Origin of the sequence: Ammoniphilus sp. CFH 90114 (assembly GCF_004123195.1) — a bacterium.
Taxonomy (GTDB): Bacteria; Bacillota; Bacilli; order Aneurinibacillales; family RAOX-1; genus YIM-78166.
The window spans coordinates 229,216-244,332 of sequence record NZ_SDLI01000004.1 but is presented as its reverse complement, the minus strand read 5'-3'; the positions used below and the strand labels follow the sequence as shown (position 1 = coordinate 244,332).

The 15,117-nt window shown below is 42.1% G+C and carries 17 protein-coding genes; 9 read left to right on the top strand and 8 right to left on the bottom strand.

All coding sequences use genetic code 11. The annotated features are described in order from the left end of the window. The first annotated feature begins 8 nt into the window (after positions 1–8). The 5 genes from EIZ39_RS11360 to EIZ39_RS11340 all read left to right on the top strand — a co-directional run bounded on the left by EIZ39_RS11360 (position 9) and on the right by EIZ39_RS11340 (position 6,009). Positions 9–809, top strand: coding sequence for an ABC transporter ATP-binding protein (locus tag EIZ39_RS11360; RefSeq protein WP_129200083.1), 801 nt, complete (start codon positions 9–11; stop codon positions 807–809). After that, entirely contained in the window at positions 806–1,732 is a 927-nt protein-coding gene (locus EIZ39_RS11355) for an ABC transporter permease (protein ID WP_129200082.1), read from the top strand. The genes EIZ39_RS11360 and EIZ39_RS11355 overlap by 4 nt, the downstream gene beginning before the upstream one ends. A gap of 25 nt (positions 1,733–1,757) precedes the next feature. Continuing rightward, complete coding sequence (locus EIZ39_RS11350) at positions 1,758–3,587, top strand: homocysteine synthase (protein ID WP_129200081.1); 1,830 nt, start codon at positions 1,758–1,760, stop codon at positions 3,585–3,587. Between the two features lie 135 nt (positions 3,588–3,722). Further along, positions 3,723–5,114 (top strand): class II fumarate hydratase, encoded by a 1,392-nt coding sequence (gene fumC / locus EIZ39_RS11345; RefSeq protein WP_129200080.1) that lies wholly within the window; start codon positions 3,723–3,725, stop codon positions 5,112–5,114. Positions 5,115–5,214: 100 nt separating this feature from the next. Then, on the top strand, positions 5,215–6,009 hold the full coding sequence (locus tag EIZ39_RS11340) for a sulfite exporter TauE/SafE family protein (RefSeq protein ID WP_129200079.1): 795 nt from the start codon (positions 5,215–5,217) through the stop codon (positions 6,007–6,009). A 47-nt stretch (positions 6,010–6,056) separates the two neighbouring features. On the opposite strand, the gene EIZ39_RS11335 is transcribed toward EIZ39_RS11340, so the two are convergent. The 5 genes from EIZ39_RS11335 to EIZ39_RS11315 form a co-directional block, all read right to left on the bottom strand. Beyond that, positions 6,057–6,293 carry a spore germination protein gene (locus EIZ39_RS11335; RefSeq protein ID WP_129200078.1) on the bottom strand — a complete coding sequence of 79 codons (237 nt, stop codon included), beginning with the start codon at positions 6,291–6,293 and terminating at the stop codon, positions 6,057–6,059. A gap of 435 nt (positions 6,294–6,728) precedes the next feature. Beyond that, on the bottom strand, positions 6,729–7,304 hold the full coding sequence (locus EIZ39_RS11330) for a hypothetical protein (RefSeq protein ID WP_129200077.1): 576 nt from the start codon (positions 7,302–7,304) through the stop codon (positions 6,729–6,731). Positions 7,305–7,336: 32 nt separating this feature from the next. Then, positions 7,337–7,774 carry an Hsp20/alpha crystallin family protein gene (locus EIZ39_RS11325; protein WP_164985036.1) on the bottom strand — a complete coding sequence of 146 codons (438 nt, stop codon included), beginning with the start codon at positions 7,772–7,774 and terminating at the stop codon, positions 7,337–7,339. A 136-nt stretch (positions 7,775–7,910) separates the two neighbouring features. Continuing rightward, entirely contained in the window at positions 7,911–8,153 is a 243-nt protein-coding gene (locus EIZ39_RS11320; protein ID WP_129200075.1) for a spore germination protein, read from the bottom strand. Between the two features lie 20 nt (positions 8,154–8,173). Then, positions 8,174–8,416, bottom strand: coding sequence for a spore germination protein (locus tag EIZ39_RS11315; protein ID WP_129200074.1), 243 nt, complete (start codon positions 8,414–8,416; stop codon positions 8,174–8,176). 168 nt (positions 8,417–8,584) lie between these two features. Between EIZ39_RS11315 and EIZ39_RS11310 the strand changes: the two genes are divergently transcribed. Continuing rightward, complete coding sequence (locus EIZ39_RS11310) at positions 8,585–9,211, top strand: bifunctional 4-hydroxy-2-oxoglutarate aldolase/2-dehydro-3-deoxy-phosphogluconate aldolase (RefSeq protein ID WP_129200073.1); 627 nt, start codon at positions 8,585–8,587, stop codon at positions 9,209–9,211. A gap of 18 nt (positions 9,212–9,229) precedes the next feature. Here EIZ39_RS11310 and EIZ39_RS11305 read toward each other — a convergent pair whose 3' ends face one another. Together EIZ39_RS11305 and EIZ39_RS11300 are read right to left on the bottom strand one after the other, a co-directional pair. Then, the gene (locus EIZ39_RS11305) at positions 9,230–9,739 is read right to left on the bottom strand and encodes a hypothetical protein (protein WP_129200072.1); all 510 of its coding nucleotides are present in this window, start codon (positions 9,737–9,739) and stop codon (positions 9,230–9,232) included. Further along, positions 9,714–10,208 carry a hypothetical protein gene (locus EIZ39_RS11300; RefSeq protein ID WP_129200071.1) on the bottom strand — a complete coding sequence of 165 codons (495 nt, stop codon included), beginning with the start codon at positions 10,206–10,208 and terminating at the stop codon, positions 9,714–9,716. Before EIZ39_RS11300 ends, EIZ39_RS11305 begins: the two co-directional genes overlap by 26 nt. 248 nt (positions 10,209–10,456) lie before the next feature. Here EIZ39_RS11300 and EIZ39_RS11295 point away from each other — a divergent pair, with 248 nt between their 5' ends. Together EIZ39_RS11295 and EIZ39_RS11290 are read left to right on the top strand one after the other, a co-directional pair. Continuing rightward, positions 10,457–11,881, top strand: a complete 1,425-nt coding sequence (locus EIZ39_RS11295) for an MDR family MFS transporter (RefSeq protein ID WP_129200269.1) — start codon at positions 10,457–10,459, stop codon at positions 11,879–11,881. 27 nt (positions 11,882–11,908) lie between these two features. Then, positions 11,909–12,886, top strand: coding sequence for an aldo/keto reductase (locus EIZ39_RS11290; protein ID WP_129200070.1), 978 nt, complete (start codon positions 11,909–11,911; stop codon positions 12,884–12,886). 139 nt (positions 12,887–13,025) lie between these two features. Here EIZ39_RS11290 and EIZ39_RS11285 read toward each other — a convergent pair whose 3' ends face one another. Next, positions 13,026–13,556, bottom strand: coding sequence for a helix-turn-helix domain-containing protein (locus EIZ39_RS11285; protein ID WP_129200069.1), 531 nt, complete (start codon positions 13,554–13,556; stop codon positions 13,026–13,028). Between the two features lie 278 nt (positions 13,557–13,834). Here EIZ39_RS11285 and EIZ39_RS11280 point away from each other — a divergent pair, with 278 nt between their 5' ends. Beyond that, positions 13,835–15,094: an ATP-binding protein gene (locus EIZ39_RS11280; protein ID WP_164985034.1), complete on the top strand. Its 1,260-nt coding sequence runs from the start codon at positions 13,835–13,837 to the stop codon at positions 15,092–15,094. Positions 15,095–15,117: the final 23 nt, after the last annotated feature.

Here is a 15,117-nt window from a genome sequence, read left to right as displayed (position 1 = left end):
TGAAAAAAATGAGTATGATATCGATTCGTGATGTTTCTTATGCTTACAAGCAGAACCAAGAGATACAATGGGCGGTTCGTGACGTCAACCTAGAGATCGCACAAGGGGAGATTGTGAGTTTTATCGGTCCAAGTGGTTGTGGAAAAAGTACGGTTCTCAATATGCTTGCGGGTCTCTTGGTACCCACACAAGGAAATATCTATTGTAATGACCATCTCGTTCAAGGCCCTAGCCTTGAACGGGGAGTAGTATTCCAAAGTTACTCTTTGTTCCCTTGGATGACAGCTGAGGAAAATATCTTGTTAGCTCTTCAGCAAGTTCGTAGGCAGGAGTCGCCGCAAGAACTAAAAAAAGTCGCACATCGGTTACTTGACACGGTAGGACTGCAGGGGGCGGATCAGAAGTATCCGGCTCAGCTCTCAGGAGGTATGCAGCAGCGTGTCGCTCTAGCTCGTTTGTTTGCGGTCAACTCTCCCGTATTCTTGATGGATGAACCGTTTGGAGCTGTAGATGCCGCGGTAAGAGCAACCTTACAGGATTGTCTCATTCAACTGTGGAGCGGTGAGGAAGCAAAGAAAACAGTGATCCTGGTCACACATGATATTGATGAAGCCATTCTATTATCGGATCGGATTGTTGTGTTTAGCCCTGGTCCAGGGAAAGTGGAGGAAGTGATCTCTGTCGATATCCCTCGTCCACGGAAGCGATCTCAGTTATTCATGTCTCCAAGGTATGTCGAGTTGAGAGCGCATTTGCTTTCCTCATTGCATAACGATTCAGAGCAGGAAGGAAAGGTGGTATTGGCATGATCCGCACACTTGGGATTCGTTCACTAGCGGCTCTTGGGCTTTGGTTGGTTGTCATTGGGTTTGTCTTGCTTTTTGATACAGTTGTGGGCAAGCCAGAAGGTAGTCTTGTTTATTTATTAGCTGGGTTTTGGTTGGTTCTATTACTTTCCTTTGTTGCTTTAAAGAATAAGGAAAAAAATCGTCAAACCTTAGCTGATCTAGCCATTGTTTTTTCCGTAGTATTCTTTTTCTGGGAAGGGTTAACGGCCAAGTGGGATGTCCTTGACTCCTTTGTTTTTCCTTCGCCTGCTACAGTACTGAGTACGATTGGGCAGGATAAAGGAGAAATAACGGACCATATCTGGGCTTCTACTAAACTACTACTAACGGGTTATGGATTAGCCGTTGTGGCAGCCATTAGTTTAGGACTCTATGCAGGGTGGAATCCAAGACTGCATGAGTTGATTAAACCATTGGCAAGCATTGCAAGTCCGATTCCGCCAATCGTTTATATTCCTTATGCTATTACACTATTGCCGTCTTTTTTTCTATCATCCGTTTTTGTGATATTCGTTGGGGCGTTCTGGCCTATTCTAATTAACACGTTAAACGGGGTTGTCCATATCGAACATCGTTTAATTGATTCGGCGAGGACGCTGCAACTGTCCCCGTACACCATGTTCCGCAGAGTGTTGCTACCAGGAGCGTTGCCAGGAATCTTCGCTGGGGCATCCATTGGTCTCGTGTTCGCCTTCATCCTCTTGACGGCTGCTGAATTGATCGGGGCAACTGCAGGATTAGGCTATTATGTGAAGTATCATACGGACTTTGGTGATTTTGCTAGGGTGATTGTAGGTATTATTCTTATCGGGGCTTATGTGACCATTTTAATGACTTTATTACAGCGATTTGAAAGATATTGTCTACGTTGGAAACAAAGATAAATAGAATACAAGAGGAGAGACAAAAATGAAGAAATCTACGACGAGAAGCTATCAATTAGACACCCTTGCGGTGCATGGAGGGCAGGCCCCTGATCCTACAACGGGATCCCGTGCCGTACCGATTTATCAAACTAGTTCTTATGTTTTTCACAATACGGATCATGCAAGCCGCTTATTTGCTTTAGATGAGCCAGGAAATATCTATACTCGATTGGGTAACCCAACGACGGATGTGCTGGAAAAACGAATTGCTGCAATGGAGGGTGGCGTAGGTGCTGTGGCTACAGCCAGCGGTCAGGCGGCAATCAGTTACGCAATTATGAACATTGCGCATGCAGGGGACGAGATTGTGGCGGCAACGAGCCTTTACGGCGGAACGTACAATCTTTTTGCAACCACGCTTCCTAAGTATGGAATCAAAGTGACATTCGTTGACCCATCCCAGCCGGATAACTTCCGTAAGGCTATCACGGAAAATACGAAGGCGATTTTTGCAGAAACGATTGGAAATCCAAAGCTGGATGTGTTAGATATTGAGGGAGTAGCGAACGTAGCTCATGCCGCGGGCATTCCTTTAATTGTAGATAACACTTTTGGGACTCCTTATCTTTGCCGTCCGATCGAATGGGGAGCAGATATCGTCGTCCATTCTGCCACGAAGTGGATTGGAGGACATGGTACGTCAATTGGCGGAATTATTGTTGACGGTGGAAGATTTAACTGGAACAGTCCGAAGTATCCTGGCTTCACGGAGCCGGACTCTAGCTATCAAGGTGTTAGGTACGCGATCGATTTCGGATCCTTAGCGTTTATCACCAAGGTCCGGGTTCAGCTTCTTCGAGATATGGGGGCTTGTCTAAGCCCATTCAATGCATTTATGCTATTGCAAGGTTTAGAAACTCTTCATTTGCGTATGCGCAAGCATTGTGAGAATGCAGTAGAGATCGCGGAATACCTGTCTTCCCATCCTGCTGTGGAGTGGGTGTCCTATCCAGGTCTAGAAGGACATCCTTCCTATTATTTAGTACAGAAGTATCTTCCTCAAGGGGCAGGCGCCGTACTGAATTTTGGAATCAAAGGCGGAAAAGAAGCTGGAGCAAAATTCATTGATTCTGTATCCCTATGGTCTCACTTAGCGAATGTGGGAGACGCGAAGTCTTTAGTGATCCATCCTGCTAGTACGACACACCAACAATTGAGTGACGAACAGCGTAAAGCAACAGGGGTAACGGAGGACTTAATTCGTGCATCGGTTGGAATTGAAGGAGCAGCGGATCTTATCAGCGATCTGAACCAAGCCTTGTTCTCGGCTACGGGGCTTGCAGCAGGGAGCGATTTAGAAGAAGGTGCCGCAAAACAAAATATCATTAACGATGAAAGTGTCATTCGTTGGGTTTGTTTAACTTCAACTGTTCAAGAGGTAAACGAAGACGGTCAGTTCATTGAACGTCCAAAGACAGCAGCTCTTGTGGGCCTATCTAGTAACCCAGCTCGTCCAAGTAACCGAGTTGCCCGCAAGATGCAACGGTTAGGATATAAGATCATTCCAGTTAACCCGAACGAAACCGAAGTATTAGGTGAAAAAGCTTATCCAGATTTAAAGAGTGTACCTGAACAAATTGATATCGTCCAAATCTTCCGTAGTCCAGAACATGCTATCGCGGCAGCACATGAAGCGGCTGAAGTAGGAACGCGCGTATTTTGGCTGCAAGAGGGCGTTGTAAATGAAGAAGCAGCCGCTATTGCAGCGGAAGCGGGCCTAAATGTAGTCCATAATCGATGCACTTACAAGGAAATTCAGCGTTATAAGGGATCTATGAGTACGTTTAAAAGTGAAGGGGTTTGCTTTATATAATGTGAGGAGGGGGCAGATGCTCCCTCTTCTTTATTTGTTTTTTAAACGGTCCAACGAGCATAGAGTGGATAGTAATGGAATAAGGGTGGGAACACTTTGTGAAGAAGGATTTTAAAAAATTTAGGAGGTTTAGCGATGAAGTATCGGATAGAAAGAGATTCTATAGGAGAAATAGAAGTACCGGAAGATAAACGATGGGGGGCGCAAACCCAGCGAAGTGTTGAAAATTTTAAGATCGGTACAGAAAGGATGCCTCTTGAAGTCATAAAAGCGTTTGCAATACTTAAGAGAAGCGCGGCATTGGTCCACGAGAAATTAGGCAAGCTTTCTCCTCATAAAGTAAGAGCGATTACTCTGGCTGCAGAGGAAATCCTTCAAGGAGATTGGGACGATCACTTTCCATTGGTTGTATGGCAAACGGGAAGTGGAACACAGACCAATATGAATGTTAATGAAGTCATTGCTAACCGGGCCAATGAATGGCTTGAACAAAATGGATATCCTGAACGAGTGCATCCTAATGATGATGTCAATAAATCTCAAAGCTCAAACGATACGTTCCCTACTGCCATGCATATCGCAGGGGTATTAGCCATAGAAGATCAGGTTTTACCGGCACTTGCCCGTTTGAAAACAACCCTTAAGCAAAAAATAGAGGAAATGAAGGATATCGTGAAGATTGGCCGTACTCATTTGCAGGACGCGACTCCCCTAACCCTCGGTCAAGAAATTAGTGGATGGCACCGGATGATAGAGAAAACGGAGAACATGATGGTGGATAGCCTAAAAACGATGAGGGAACTCGCGATAGGTGGAACTGCAGTAGGAACAGGGCTTAACGCTCACCCGGAATTTGGACCTATGATGGCTGAGCAGATCCAAGTAATAACTGGAAAATCATTCGTTTCTGCTGCTAACAAATTTCATGCTCTTACAAGTCACGATGAAATCGTATTTGTCCATGGGGCATTAAAGGCGTTAGCAGCTGATTTAATGAAAATAGCCAATGATGTCAGATGGCTGGCTAGTGGCCCTCGAAGTGGGATAGGAGAAATCAAAATTCCGGCTAATGAACCGGGGAGCTCGATCATGCCTGGTAAGGTTAATCCTACGCAAAGTGAGGCTTTAACCATGGTAGCTTGCCAAGTGATGGGAAATGATTCCGTTATTGGCTTCGCTGCAAGTCAGGGGAATTTTCAGTTGAATGTATTTAAGCCGGTTGTCATTCACAACTTTCTTCAGTCCTGCAGGCTGCTTGCTGATGCTATGATATCGTTTAACGATCGATGCATAGTGGACCTTCAGCCAGAGAGAGAGACGATTAAGCGGAACGTAGAGAGATCGCTCATGTTGGTTACAGCCCTCAATCCTCATATTGGTTATGATCATGCAGCTAAAATTGCCAAACTGGCTTATAACGAAGGCATTAGCTTAAAGGAAGCAGCAACGAAGCTTAAGTTATTAACGGAGGAACAGTTTGATTCGATAGTAAAACCAGAAGACATGATCCGACCAAGGGAGGATTAAGATCAGGATTAAGAAGGAACCATGCGGAGACTATTATGTTAGAATAAAGGAAGGACATTTCTTCCATCAGAGGTGCACTCATAAAAAAGGAGGGTGTTGGATGGAATTTTCTCTATACCTTGTTATGCTGGGTCTCGGTATTTTTGGTTCTTTTTTTTCTGCGCTGCTGGGTATTGGAGGAGCGATTATTAATTATCCTTTAATCCTTTATGTACCGGCTCTTCTCGGTGTTGGATATTTTAATGCACAGGAAGTCTCTTCTATTAGTATGTTTCAAGTGTTTTTTGCTTCTCTCGCCGGAGTATGGGCTTACCGCCGACATCATGATGATCGTCTAATACATAAGGGTCTTGTACTAACGATGGGTATTAGTATCCTTATTGGGAGTTTAGTTGGGGGAGTGTTATCCCGGTTTTTCCCAAACGAAGCGATTAATATGGTTTATGGACTTCTAGCTGTCGTGGCTGTTGTCTTGTTGCTGATCCCGACGAGGGTTAGAGAAGAAGCAGTAAATATAGACGAAGTTACTTTTGATAAGCGCCTTGCCATAACGATCTCCTTGATCGTCGGGTTGTTGTCAGGGGTGGTAGGTGCAGGAGGGGCATTTATCTTAATTCCGATTATGTTAACCATATTAAAAATCCCCACCCGGATTACTATTGCATCTTCTTTAGCCATTGTTTTTTTATCAGCCATTGGGGGGACGATCGGTAAACTAACAACAGGCTACACCCCCTTCTTACCAACCTTATTTACCGTAATCGGTGGATTGATCGGGGCCCCATTAGGAGCAATAGCGAGTAAAGGAATAAACGTTAAAGTCCTAAGGTACGGATTAGTCGTTCTGATTTCTCTAACAGCGATGAAGATATGGTCAGGTATCTTGTTGGATTAGGCATTATGGATCAGAATGAAGTGGTTTATGCAGGAGTACGTCTGTATTTATTGATTCTCGCTTATGATTTGATCCTTTAGTGAAATAAGTCCCGTATTCGTAGTGGAGAGTAGGTTATTTGTTTTAATGAAGTTTCCTGTATTTCCTCCCCCTGAACCAATAAAGATAGAGATAGATCTCTTAGGTGTAACATGGACGGCATTACCGAAGTTTATTGCTCCATGAATCCCTCCATAAGCATTATTATTAATATTTACGGATCCAACGAGATTGGGAAGTAGCATTTTAAAAATCCTTTCTGATAAAAGTTATCTATTCAATATTAGTTCTTCTTACATGTGGAACGGATATATGTGGTATTACTGGAATTGGGGCATGAGGGATAGGAGGAACATGAGGTATAGCAGGGATATGTGATATAGGCGGAACGGTATGCGGTATTGGTGACATATGAGGTAAGGGTAAAGGAAAGACGGGGCCGGAAAGCGAAGGTAAAGGAACATAAGGCTGCATCCCAGTATAAGTGTAGTAAGGAATCCAATATGGATTATAAGGATAGGGTGTGTATACATATGGATATCTTTGATCTTGTAAAAGGGAGTTAAAATTAGTCACGTTTCTCTCTCCTAACCAAGGATATTTAGGTGTTTGTTACCTTAATGTATTCCTTCTTACCTGTGTAGGAAAATTGTCCAGTATATTAACTCAAACAAGGATTATTAAACAGGATTTTCCTTGTTTTCTTCATCTGATTCCTTCTTTAATTCCTCCATCTCCTGTAGCTCTTCCGTATTCATTTCGTCAGACAAAACCCCCTTTCCGTAAGTGGCACCTATATTTAATCTGCCACTTAGTTCATTAATTCCTAACTGAGCAAAATTGTTGTTTAGTTCATATTTATCTAAAAACATCTTTTCAACATGTACTTCGTTGATAATAACAGGCTGTTGACTGAAATTTTCTTCTGTCTTAGGTTGTTTTTTCATATATTCCAATTCCTTATGGAGTTTGTTTATGTTCAAGTGGCATTGTTCTAAAAGCTCTGTTAAAGAGTGAACTTGGTTTTCCAATTGAGAAAGGCGAAGGTTTAAGTCAGCCTTATCACGAGCTAGAGACTTTAATTTGAGTGACATGCGTGAAATTTCTTCTACAGAATGCGGTGGGGTCTCTGTTCTTGTCGATAAGGGGCGTGTATTTAATCGATGTAATTCTCTCTCCAGAACCTTCATTCTACCTTGAAGGTCTTCCAAGCCTTCATTCGGCTTCTTACGGGAAAAGAGTCTTCCGAATGGCAAGGGAAACACCACACTTTTTTAGTTAATTGATGTTATTCAATAAATACTTTCTCTGCCGGATTGTTTCTCCTCATGTAAGTTAAGATTAAAAGACCATGGTCAAATCTTGCCTGAACGTGTCTCGCTTCGGTTGGCTCCGGAAGCTCAAGGACTCTTTCAAACGGACCATATCTTCTTTCTGTTTGTATAGATTGCATACTTCCTGTGGGTGCAGGCATATTCCCCTTGATCACCAATTTGTTATAGGAGATTAATATTTCAATATCATTCTTTGTTAAGCCTGGAAGCTCAATAATGACCGTAACAGAAGTATCATTCACATAGATATCAGCAGTCGGAAATTTTACTTTTCTATCATCAAGACTCGATATGTTACCATCTTGTTTTGATGAGGGATGAAAAACATTATTCCAAAATTGCTTGGGCTGGTTTTGTTGAGCGATTTCTAACCACTGTTTCAACTTATCCATCTCCAATGCTTTTTCCTCCCTTGTGTCGCCATATTCTATCATATTTTTAAATTACTTGTTCATGTCACTGATTGATCAAAATGGAAAAAGGACGCCCCTTCTGGAGAGCGTCCTGTCATTTGGAAGAGCCGATCTGTCATAATTGATTCGTAATCGGTAAGGATGGATTGCTAATTTGATCTTGATCAGAAACATCTGTATCTACATTACTCGTAGTCATCAGGGAGTTAGATGGAGAAACATCACCAAACGATAGATTAGCCCCGATATACTTGGAGTTGGCTGTATGACTGTTATGTACAACCCCTCCGATATCAATATTACCATTCTGGGCAACGGAATTGGTTTTCATGTTAAAAATGTTAATCACAAAAGGCAAAAGTATGCTCCTCTCCGGCGTCAGCCTTGTGTGGTAGTTGTCGATTCTGTGTTACCGATATCGCCTTGGTCATTCATATCAGGATCAATAAACACATTTTCCATACCTGCGGTTGTAGGAGATTGGTCTCCATAGGAGGAATTTACCCCCTGAGATTTTGTGTTTGCAGTAGGAGCGTTATGAAGGGCATCACCAATATTAATCGAACCATTGTTAGATATATTGTTTATTTTTATACAATAGATGTTAATGATGGTGGACATTTCGTCTCCTCCTTTACCGCTAAATATTTAATATCCTATGCAGGCATCAGCCCGTGTGCTATTTATTACGATAATAGTTTTCAAAACAATAATACAACATTGTAAAATCCTTTATACTAAATAGGCAAAATGTTATAGAGGAAGCTGTTTTACGAAAGGAGAAAGTAAATGAGCTTTTATGACCGATTAAAGGAAGAACGTATTGTCGTAATTCTTCGGGATGTTCCGGATGAGCATCTGCTTGCTGTGGCTGATGCCTTGTATACAGGAGGGATTCGCTTACTTGAAATTACTATGAACACAGAGGGAGCTGCGCAGCAAATTGAATCTTTATCCCGAGAATTTGACGGAAAACTATTGGTCGGAGCGGGTACGGTTCTCGATAAAGAAATTGCAGAAACTGCCCTGCGAGCTGGGGCAAAATATTTGATCACCCCAAACCTAGATGTTGAGGTGCTAGATTTTGGGAGAGAGAATCAAGTAGATGTTCTGCCAGGGGTCATGACCCCTTCAGAGATTGTCATGGCTCATCGTGCTGGAGCGAGGATGGTCAAGCTATTTCCGACTAAGAGTCTAGGCCTCGACTATTTTAAAGAATTGCAAGGCCCGCTTCGACACATTCCTATGGTTGCTGTTGGGGGAGTGACATTACAAAATGCAAAGGAATTTTTGGCAGCAGGTGCTGTAGGGATTGGCATAGGTGGTAGTATACTGAATCAGGAAGCGATGAGGAAAGGGAATTATCATGTGATTCGTGAAAAGGCCCGGGCCTTCGTAGAAGCTGTCAAAGAATAAAATAGCGGCTCCGATTCCTTATGCATGGGAGGAGGAGCCTTTCTTATGCTTGCGATATAAAGATTGTATCCACTCAAAATAATATACCTCGCTGATAAACACTAGAATGTAAACCACTCCGGAGTACCAGAGCTTCCACCCTTTGTAGGTTAGAACATTAAACTGAACAGTAGTCCATTCAAAGAGAACAGATAGTATTGCACATATGAGGATATAAGTAACGAGTTTCAGTCCTTTATAATTGTTCTTGTAATAAAAATGGAGGAATAAATATCCGAGAACGGGATACAGGGTAAAATGTGAAATCCCATAGGTGAACTCCCATCTCGGTTTATCCATAAAATCATATAGATCATAAGGTTTGACACCTAAGATATAATCCACGCTCTGAACTAGGAAGATGATGTATATCCAAATACTGATTCGTATAGGCTTTGGGAATAAGGGTTTTATAAAAGCGTAAATGATCACTGAAAGCGCACTAAAAGTAAGTATAAACCAATCATTTAATGTAAGTGCGAGACTCATGAGGTTCCTCCTTATGAATAAAAGAGTGACGGAAAAACTTCATAAATAGGATGCTGCTTACTAAAATGAAGAGCCATTTTGGTACAGACCACCACCAATGCCAGGCATCCAAAACTAATAATCCAGTTGCATGCATGATTCCGTCTATTACAACAAATAAAGTGATGTAAGAGATCAGGGATTTTGCCTTTCTTATGGTATTAGACTGCAGATACACCTGTAAGAACAACAGAATAATAATGGGGGAAATCACAAGTCTCACGACTACTAGTGCCCAATACATCGTTTTGGCGGACGGAGATTGCAAGAAAAAAAATCCAACAGTAAATAAAGCCATGACGTTTTGGTTGATGGTGGCTATGAAAAGATAATTAGCGACTATCTCTAGTTGAGATAACATTTTTTCTTTTTTTGTAAAGTAAAGGAAAAGCAGGGCAGCTAAAATTAAAACAATAAGTAGCAACTTCATTATATTTTCCACTTTCTCACATGGGGTTTTGGGCGTATTATTATTATCTCGAATTTACTAAGATTCAACTCAGTAATTTGAATTTGCAGAACTACTTTATCCGTCGAAGGATGTGGTATGATTAGGATTGGTTTTCATTTGGAAAAATACAAAGGTATATAAGATAGGAGAGGAAGAATGTGAATAATCCTAATGAATCCCGAGACAAGGGAGGGACCTTCGGGAATAAAGAGAATTTTTTAGTCATCATGGTCATGATATTAGGGGTTTTTGTTGCGATTCTGAACGAAACTCTCCTGAATGTGGCCCTGCCCAAAATTATGGGCGAAATCGGGATCTTACCGAGTACGGCTCAATGGTTAACAACAGGTTATCTACTTGTTATTGGCGTGCTGATACCCGTCACCGCTTTTTTAATCCAGCGGTTCTCAACCAGAACACTGTTCCTGACGGCGATGGGGGTATTCACACTGGGGACTTTTATTGCAGCCATTGCCCCGGGCTTTTTCGTCTTGTTAATTGGAAGAGTCTTGCAAGCAGCAGGAACAGGGTTACTCTTCCCTCTACTTACGAATGTCGTGTTCTCTATCGTACCTCTTGAAAAGAGAGGTTCTGCTATGGGGACCATCGGAATTGTGATTACCTTCGCTCCTGCTATTGGACCCACTGTATCGGGGATTATTGTAGAACACTTTAGTTGGCGTATGCTATTCTATAGTGTTTTGCCTATTGCTCTATTTGTAATCGGGTTTGCTTACTTTAAGCTGAAAAATGTGACGGAGACCACGCATCCTAAGGTTGATCTTCCGTCGCTTCTTCTATCTACCCTTGGATTTGGGGGGATCGTATATGGTTTTAGTAGTGCTGGAGAAGGACATGGGGGATGGTCAAGTTATGAGGTTCTTATCCCTGTTACCATCGGGTTGGTCTCTTTGGCACTGTTCACTTGGAGGCAGCTAACGATAGAACAGCCGTTACTTGATTTAAGAACCTTTAAATACAACGTGTTTAGAATGTCGACTGTCATTATGATGGTCGTGATGATGGCCCTGTTCTCGGGTATGATGTTACTGCCTTTATTCTTGCAGAACGGATTAGGGTACAGTCCTTTAGAAGCGGGTTTTATCATGTTGCCGGGTGGTATTGTGATGGGGATTATGTCCCCGATTACGGGAAGGTTATTTGATCGATTTGGGGCGAGGTGGCTTGCCGTTGTTGGATTAGGATTGATGAGTTTGACGCTATGGCAGTTTGCTTTTATTACCGTGTCTACAGCTTACGTTACCATCATGGTATTAAATACGTTTTTTATGCTTGGGATCTCGATGTTGATGATGCCGGTCATGACCAACGCTCTGAACGAGTTGCCTCGTGGGTTGTATCCACATGGGACTGCAATTATTAGTACCCTGCAACAGGTTGCGGGTGCTGTCGGTACGGCGTTACTTGTTACAGTAATGACGAATGGTTCGAGAAGATTTCTTGAAAATTTGGGAGCTTCAAGTGGAACTCCTGATCCTGCCCAACAGGTATTAGCCTTGACGGCTGGAATGAAGAGTGCTTTTTTATTAGCTTTCGCACTGGTTGTAATTGCCTGGATTGCCTCGTTCTTTCTTAAACGTGCTGTTCCACCTGACATGGAACTCAAGGAGAAGCGGATACCTGCGCATTAATTGACTAGGAAAAGAGGTTTAACGTCTATGCGAGTGATGCCATTGGAGAAGCGGGGTATAACAAGGACTCGTATCCTATTAGGTTGCATGGGATTTGGCGGAGGATGGAATGCAGATCCGATTACTGTGGAGGACATCGTGAGAGCGGAAGAAGCAATAGATGTCGCGCTTTCTGTCGGAATTACGATGTTTGATCACGCAGATATTTATACGATGGGAAAAGCGGAAGCTGTATTCGGCAAGATTTTACGTAAACAGTCAAATCTAAGAGAGAAAATCATCATTCAAAGTAAATGTGGGATACGCTTCGCTGATGAGAAAGGACCTGGTAGGTACGATTTTTCCGAGCGACACATCATTCAATCTGTAGATGGAAGTTTACAACGCTTAGGTGTTGACTATCTCGATGTCTTGTTGTTACACCGCCCAGATCCCTTAATGGATCTGGAAGAAGTTTCCAGTGCTTTTCAACAGCTAAAAGGGTCAGGCAAGGTTCGATATTTTGGCGTTTCCAATATGAATAAGGCGCAAATTCATTTACTGCAAACCTACTGTGAGGTTCCCCTTGTCGTTAATCAGTTGGAGATGAGTTTAAATAAACTGGATTGGCTAGATCAAGGAGTTTTGGTGAATCAGAAAGAAGGGATATCCACTCACTTTGCCGATGGCTTACTTGAACATTGCATGATCCATAACATTCAAATTCAGGCCTGGTCTCCTCTAGCCAAAGGTATCTATTCTAGAGAAGATAAGGGTCACTTATCAGAGGTGGAGATCAATACGAGGAAATTGGTAGCGAAGATGGCTGTTGAGAAGGACACAACAAAGGAAGCCATTGTCCTCGGTTGGTTGATGCGACATCCCATAAAGATTCAGCCAGTGATCGGGACGATCAACCCAGAACGGATTAAGAATTGTGAGGATGCGGTGCGCCAGTCTGAGCTGATGACACGGGAGGAATGGTACGCTCTTTATGTGACAGCGCGGGGGGGAAAGCTACCTTAGGGGTTTCAGCCTGAGGGGTGAAAAGCGCGATCCTGTTCCTTACCCTCTTAAGGGACCTTGGTCTAACACATATTGGATGAGTTTTTAAAAACTCAGAGGTACCATTATACGTTCCCTCTGAGTTTTTTCTATATTTGTCCTAAGAGTCCGATATATCCATAGAAGCCGTCATGATTCCAATCAACTCACCTTCCAGATTTCGCAGAGGTTCGCCAAATACGTAATAGGTATGTACGCCATCAGATAATGGAAATCTAATTTTTCCTTTTACAGTTTGCCCAGTATCTTTCACTTTTTGTTTAAGAGACATCAAGTCCAGGATCCCTTGATTCATAGCAAGATCATCATCTCTTTTCCCTATGACGTCCTGGTTCTGAAAGTCGGCATGTGGATTGAAAATCCATGTGTATCGAAGTTCTAGGTCGCAATGAGCAATGATAATAGGGGAGTTTTGTAATGCCAGTTGGAAAGGCTCACGGAGATCATCCATATAAAATGCTGTAGCACTAAACCCCAGTGTCTGAGCAATTTGTTTAGCTACATCCATGCTAGGATTACGACTTCCTTTTTCAATTTGGGCATAATAAGCCCGGTTGATGAAAGATCTAGCAGCAACATCCTCTTGGGTTAGACCTTTCCTCTTTCTTAAGTCTACTAACCAGTTCCTCAAATGATTCACCACTTACTCTCTATTAGGAATAGAACACTATTAAATCTATTTCTTAGGATAAATAGAAGGAATTGTGGCAAGATGCCACATGAGAAAAAAACTTTTATGATGAATTTAATTGTAAAAAATGGTAATATCTTATTACATCTTGTTAAAGACCATCGAAAGAACCATTTTATTGCAGTTCTATTGTTTTTGTAGGATGTCGTGTATCCAACCTTCTTCCCATAAGAGGGTTTTTTAGTAGGTACATCCTAAAACGTTAAGGGATGATAATTATGAAGGAACTTATGAATCAGATGTTTAGCATTATCCTACGATTTATTTTATATGAGATTTTCTGGAGTGACAAAATAAATATTACCGAATCAAAAAAAGGGAAAGCGATAACTGCCCTGTTTGGCAGTTTGTCTATTATTCTGTGTATGTCTTTTCCTTTTGCTTCCTCGTCTGGTTTTATCTATGATTTGCGATATATCCCGCTTGTGTTGATAACGCTATATGCCGGGTATGAGGTATGTCTCTTGGTCAGTCTCATCATGTTTGGATATCGATATATCATTGGCGGGGATGGATTCTACCTCTCTGTTATAATTATGATTTTTGTCATCCCTTTCATCCTGTTTTGGGTCCCTCGCTTCCGTACTTGTAACCCTAAGAAACGAGTGATGATGGGAGTTCTTGTTTCGTTTGGTGTTGCTGTCATCGATCTGATCGTTTCTATAGCTTGGATCCCTGACCTCTTTGGAAAGGAGATCATTTCCTATATCCTCTTGTCTATTCCTTTTGTAACCATCGGTATGGCCATAACGATTTCACTAATTGAAAGAATCAAACAGAACAATGCAATTCAACAACAGTTGCGGGAGGCAGAAAAGTTAAAGGTGGTCAGTCAACTTGCTTCGTCCATTGCTCATGAAGTAAGGAATCCCCTTACTGTCGTTCGTGGTTTTATTCAACTCTTTATTGAGGGAAATACCACACCAGATAAACGGCAACAATATTCTAAGATTATGCTAGAAGAGTTAGAAAGGGCTCAGTTTATTATTGATGATTATCTAAGCTTTGCTAGGCCTGAGATCGGCAGAATTGAAGTGATTGATGTAAACTCCATCGTGTCTAATGCTACGAACATCATGTCCTCTTATGCTACAGCTAATGGTGTAGATATTGTACAGAACCTTGATGAGAATCTGTATCTTCAAGCGGATAAGAGAAAGCTTACCCAGGTCATTGTCAACATTGCAAAAAATGCTGTAGAAGCTATGCCCCACAGTGGAACTTTGGAATTTCGTACAGAGACTAGAAACGATGAAATTTTGATTCATATTATTGATGAAGGCATCGGAATGAGCCAAGAACAAATAGAGAGATTAGGCTTTCCATTTTATTCAACGAAGGATAAGGGTACAGGTTTAGGCATGATGGTCAGTTTTCAGATCGTCAGGATGATGAACGGAAGAATACAAGTGCAAAGTGAATTAGGAAAAGGAACTCAATTCTCCATTTTATTGCCTAGGTGGAAGGAGGGCACCTAGGGTAGACTGGGGAGGACATAGGA

What these genes read in the sequence shown, in the direction of transcription:
- EIZ39_RS11360 (WP_129200083.1), top strand. Translation starts at nt 9, where the DNA reads ATGAGTATGATATCGATTCGTGATGTTTCTTATGCTTACAAGCAGAAC.
- EIZ39_RS11355 (WP_129200082.1), top strand. Translation starts at nt 806, where the DNA reads ATGATCCGCACACTTGGGATTCGTTCACTAGCGGCTCTTGGGCTTTGG.
- EIZ39_RS11350 (WP_129200081.1), top strand. Translation starts at nt 1,758, where the DNA reads ATGAAGAAATCTACGACGAGAAGCTATCAATTAGACACCCTTGCGGTG.
- fumC (WP_129200080.1), top strand. Translation starts at nt 3,723, where the DNA reads ATGAAGTATCGGATAGAAAGAGATTCTATAGGAGAAATAGAAGTACCG.
- EIZ39_RS11340 (WP_129200079.1), top strand. Translation starts at nt 5,215, where the DNA reads ATGGAATTTTCTCTATACCTTGTTATGCTGGGTCTCGGTATTTTTGGT.
- EIZ39_RS11335 (WP_129200078.1), bottom strand. Translation starts at nt 6,293, where the DNA reads ATGCTACTTCCCAATCTCGTTGGATCCGTAAATATTAATAATAATGCT.
- EIZ39_RS11325 (WP_164985036.1), bottom strand. Translation starts at nt 7,774, where the DNA reads ATGGATAAGTTGAAACAGTGGTTAGAAATCGCTCAACAAAACCAGCCC.
- EIZ39_RS11315 (WP_129200074.1), bottom strand. Translation starts at nt 8,416, where the DNA reads ATGTCCACCATCATTAACATCTATTGTATAAAAATAAACAATATATCT.
- EIZ39_RS11310 (WP_129200073.1), top strand. Translation starts at nt 8,585, where the DNA reads ATGAGCTTTTATGACCGATTAAAGGAAGAACGTATTGTCGTAATTCTT.
- EIZ39_RS11305 (WP_129200072.1), bottom strand. Translation starts at nt 9,739, where the DNA reads ATGAGTCTCGCACTTACATTAAATGATTGGTTTATACTTACTTTTAGT.
- EIZ39_RS11300 (WP_129200071.1), bottom strand. Translation starts at nt 10,208, where the DNA reads ATGAAGTTGCTACTTATTGTTTTAATTTTAGCTGCCCTGCTTTTCCTT.
- EIZ39_RS11295 (WP_129200269.1), top strand. Translation starts at nt 10,457, where the DNA reads ATGGTCATGATATTAGGGGTTTTTGTTGCGATTCTGAACGAAACTCTC.
- EIZ39_RS11290 (WP_129200070.1), top strand. Translation starts at nt 11,909, where the DNA reads ATGCGAGTGATGCCATTGGAGAAGCGGGGTATAACAAGGACTCGTATC.
- EIZ39_RS11280 (WP_164985034.1), top strand. Translation starts at nt 13,835, where the DNA reads ATGAAGGAACTTATGAATCAGATGTTTAGCATTATCCTACGATTTATT.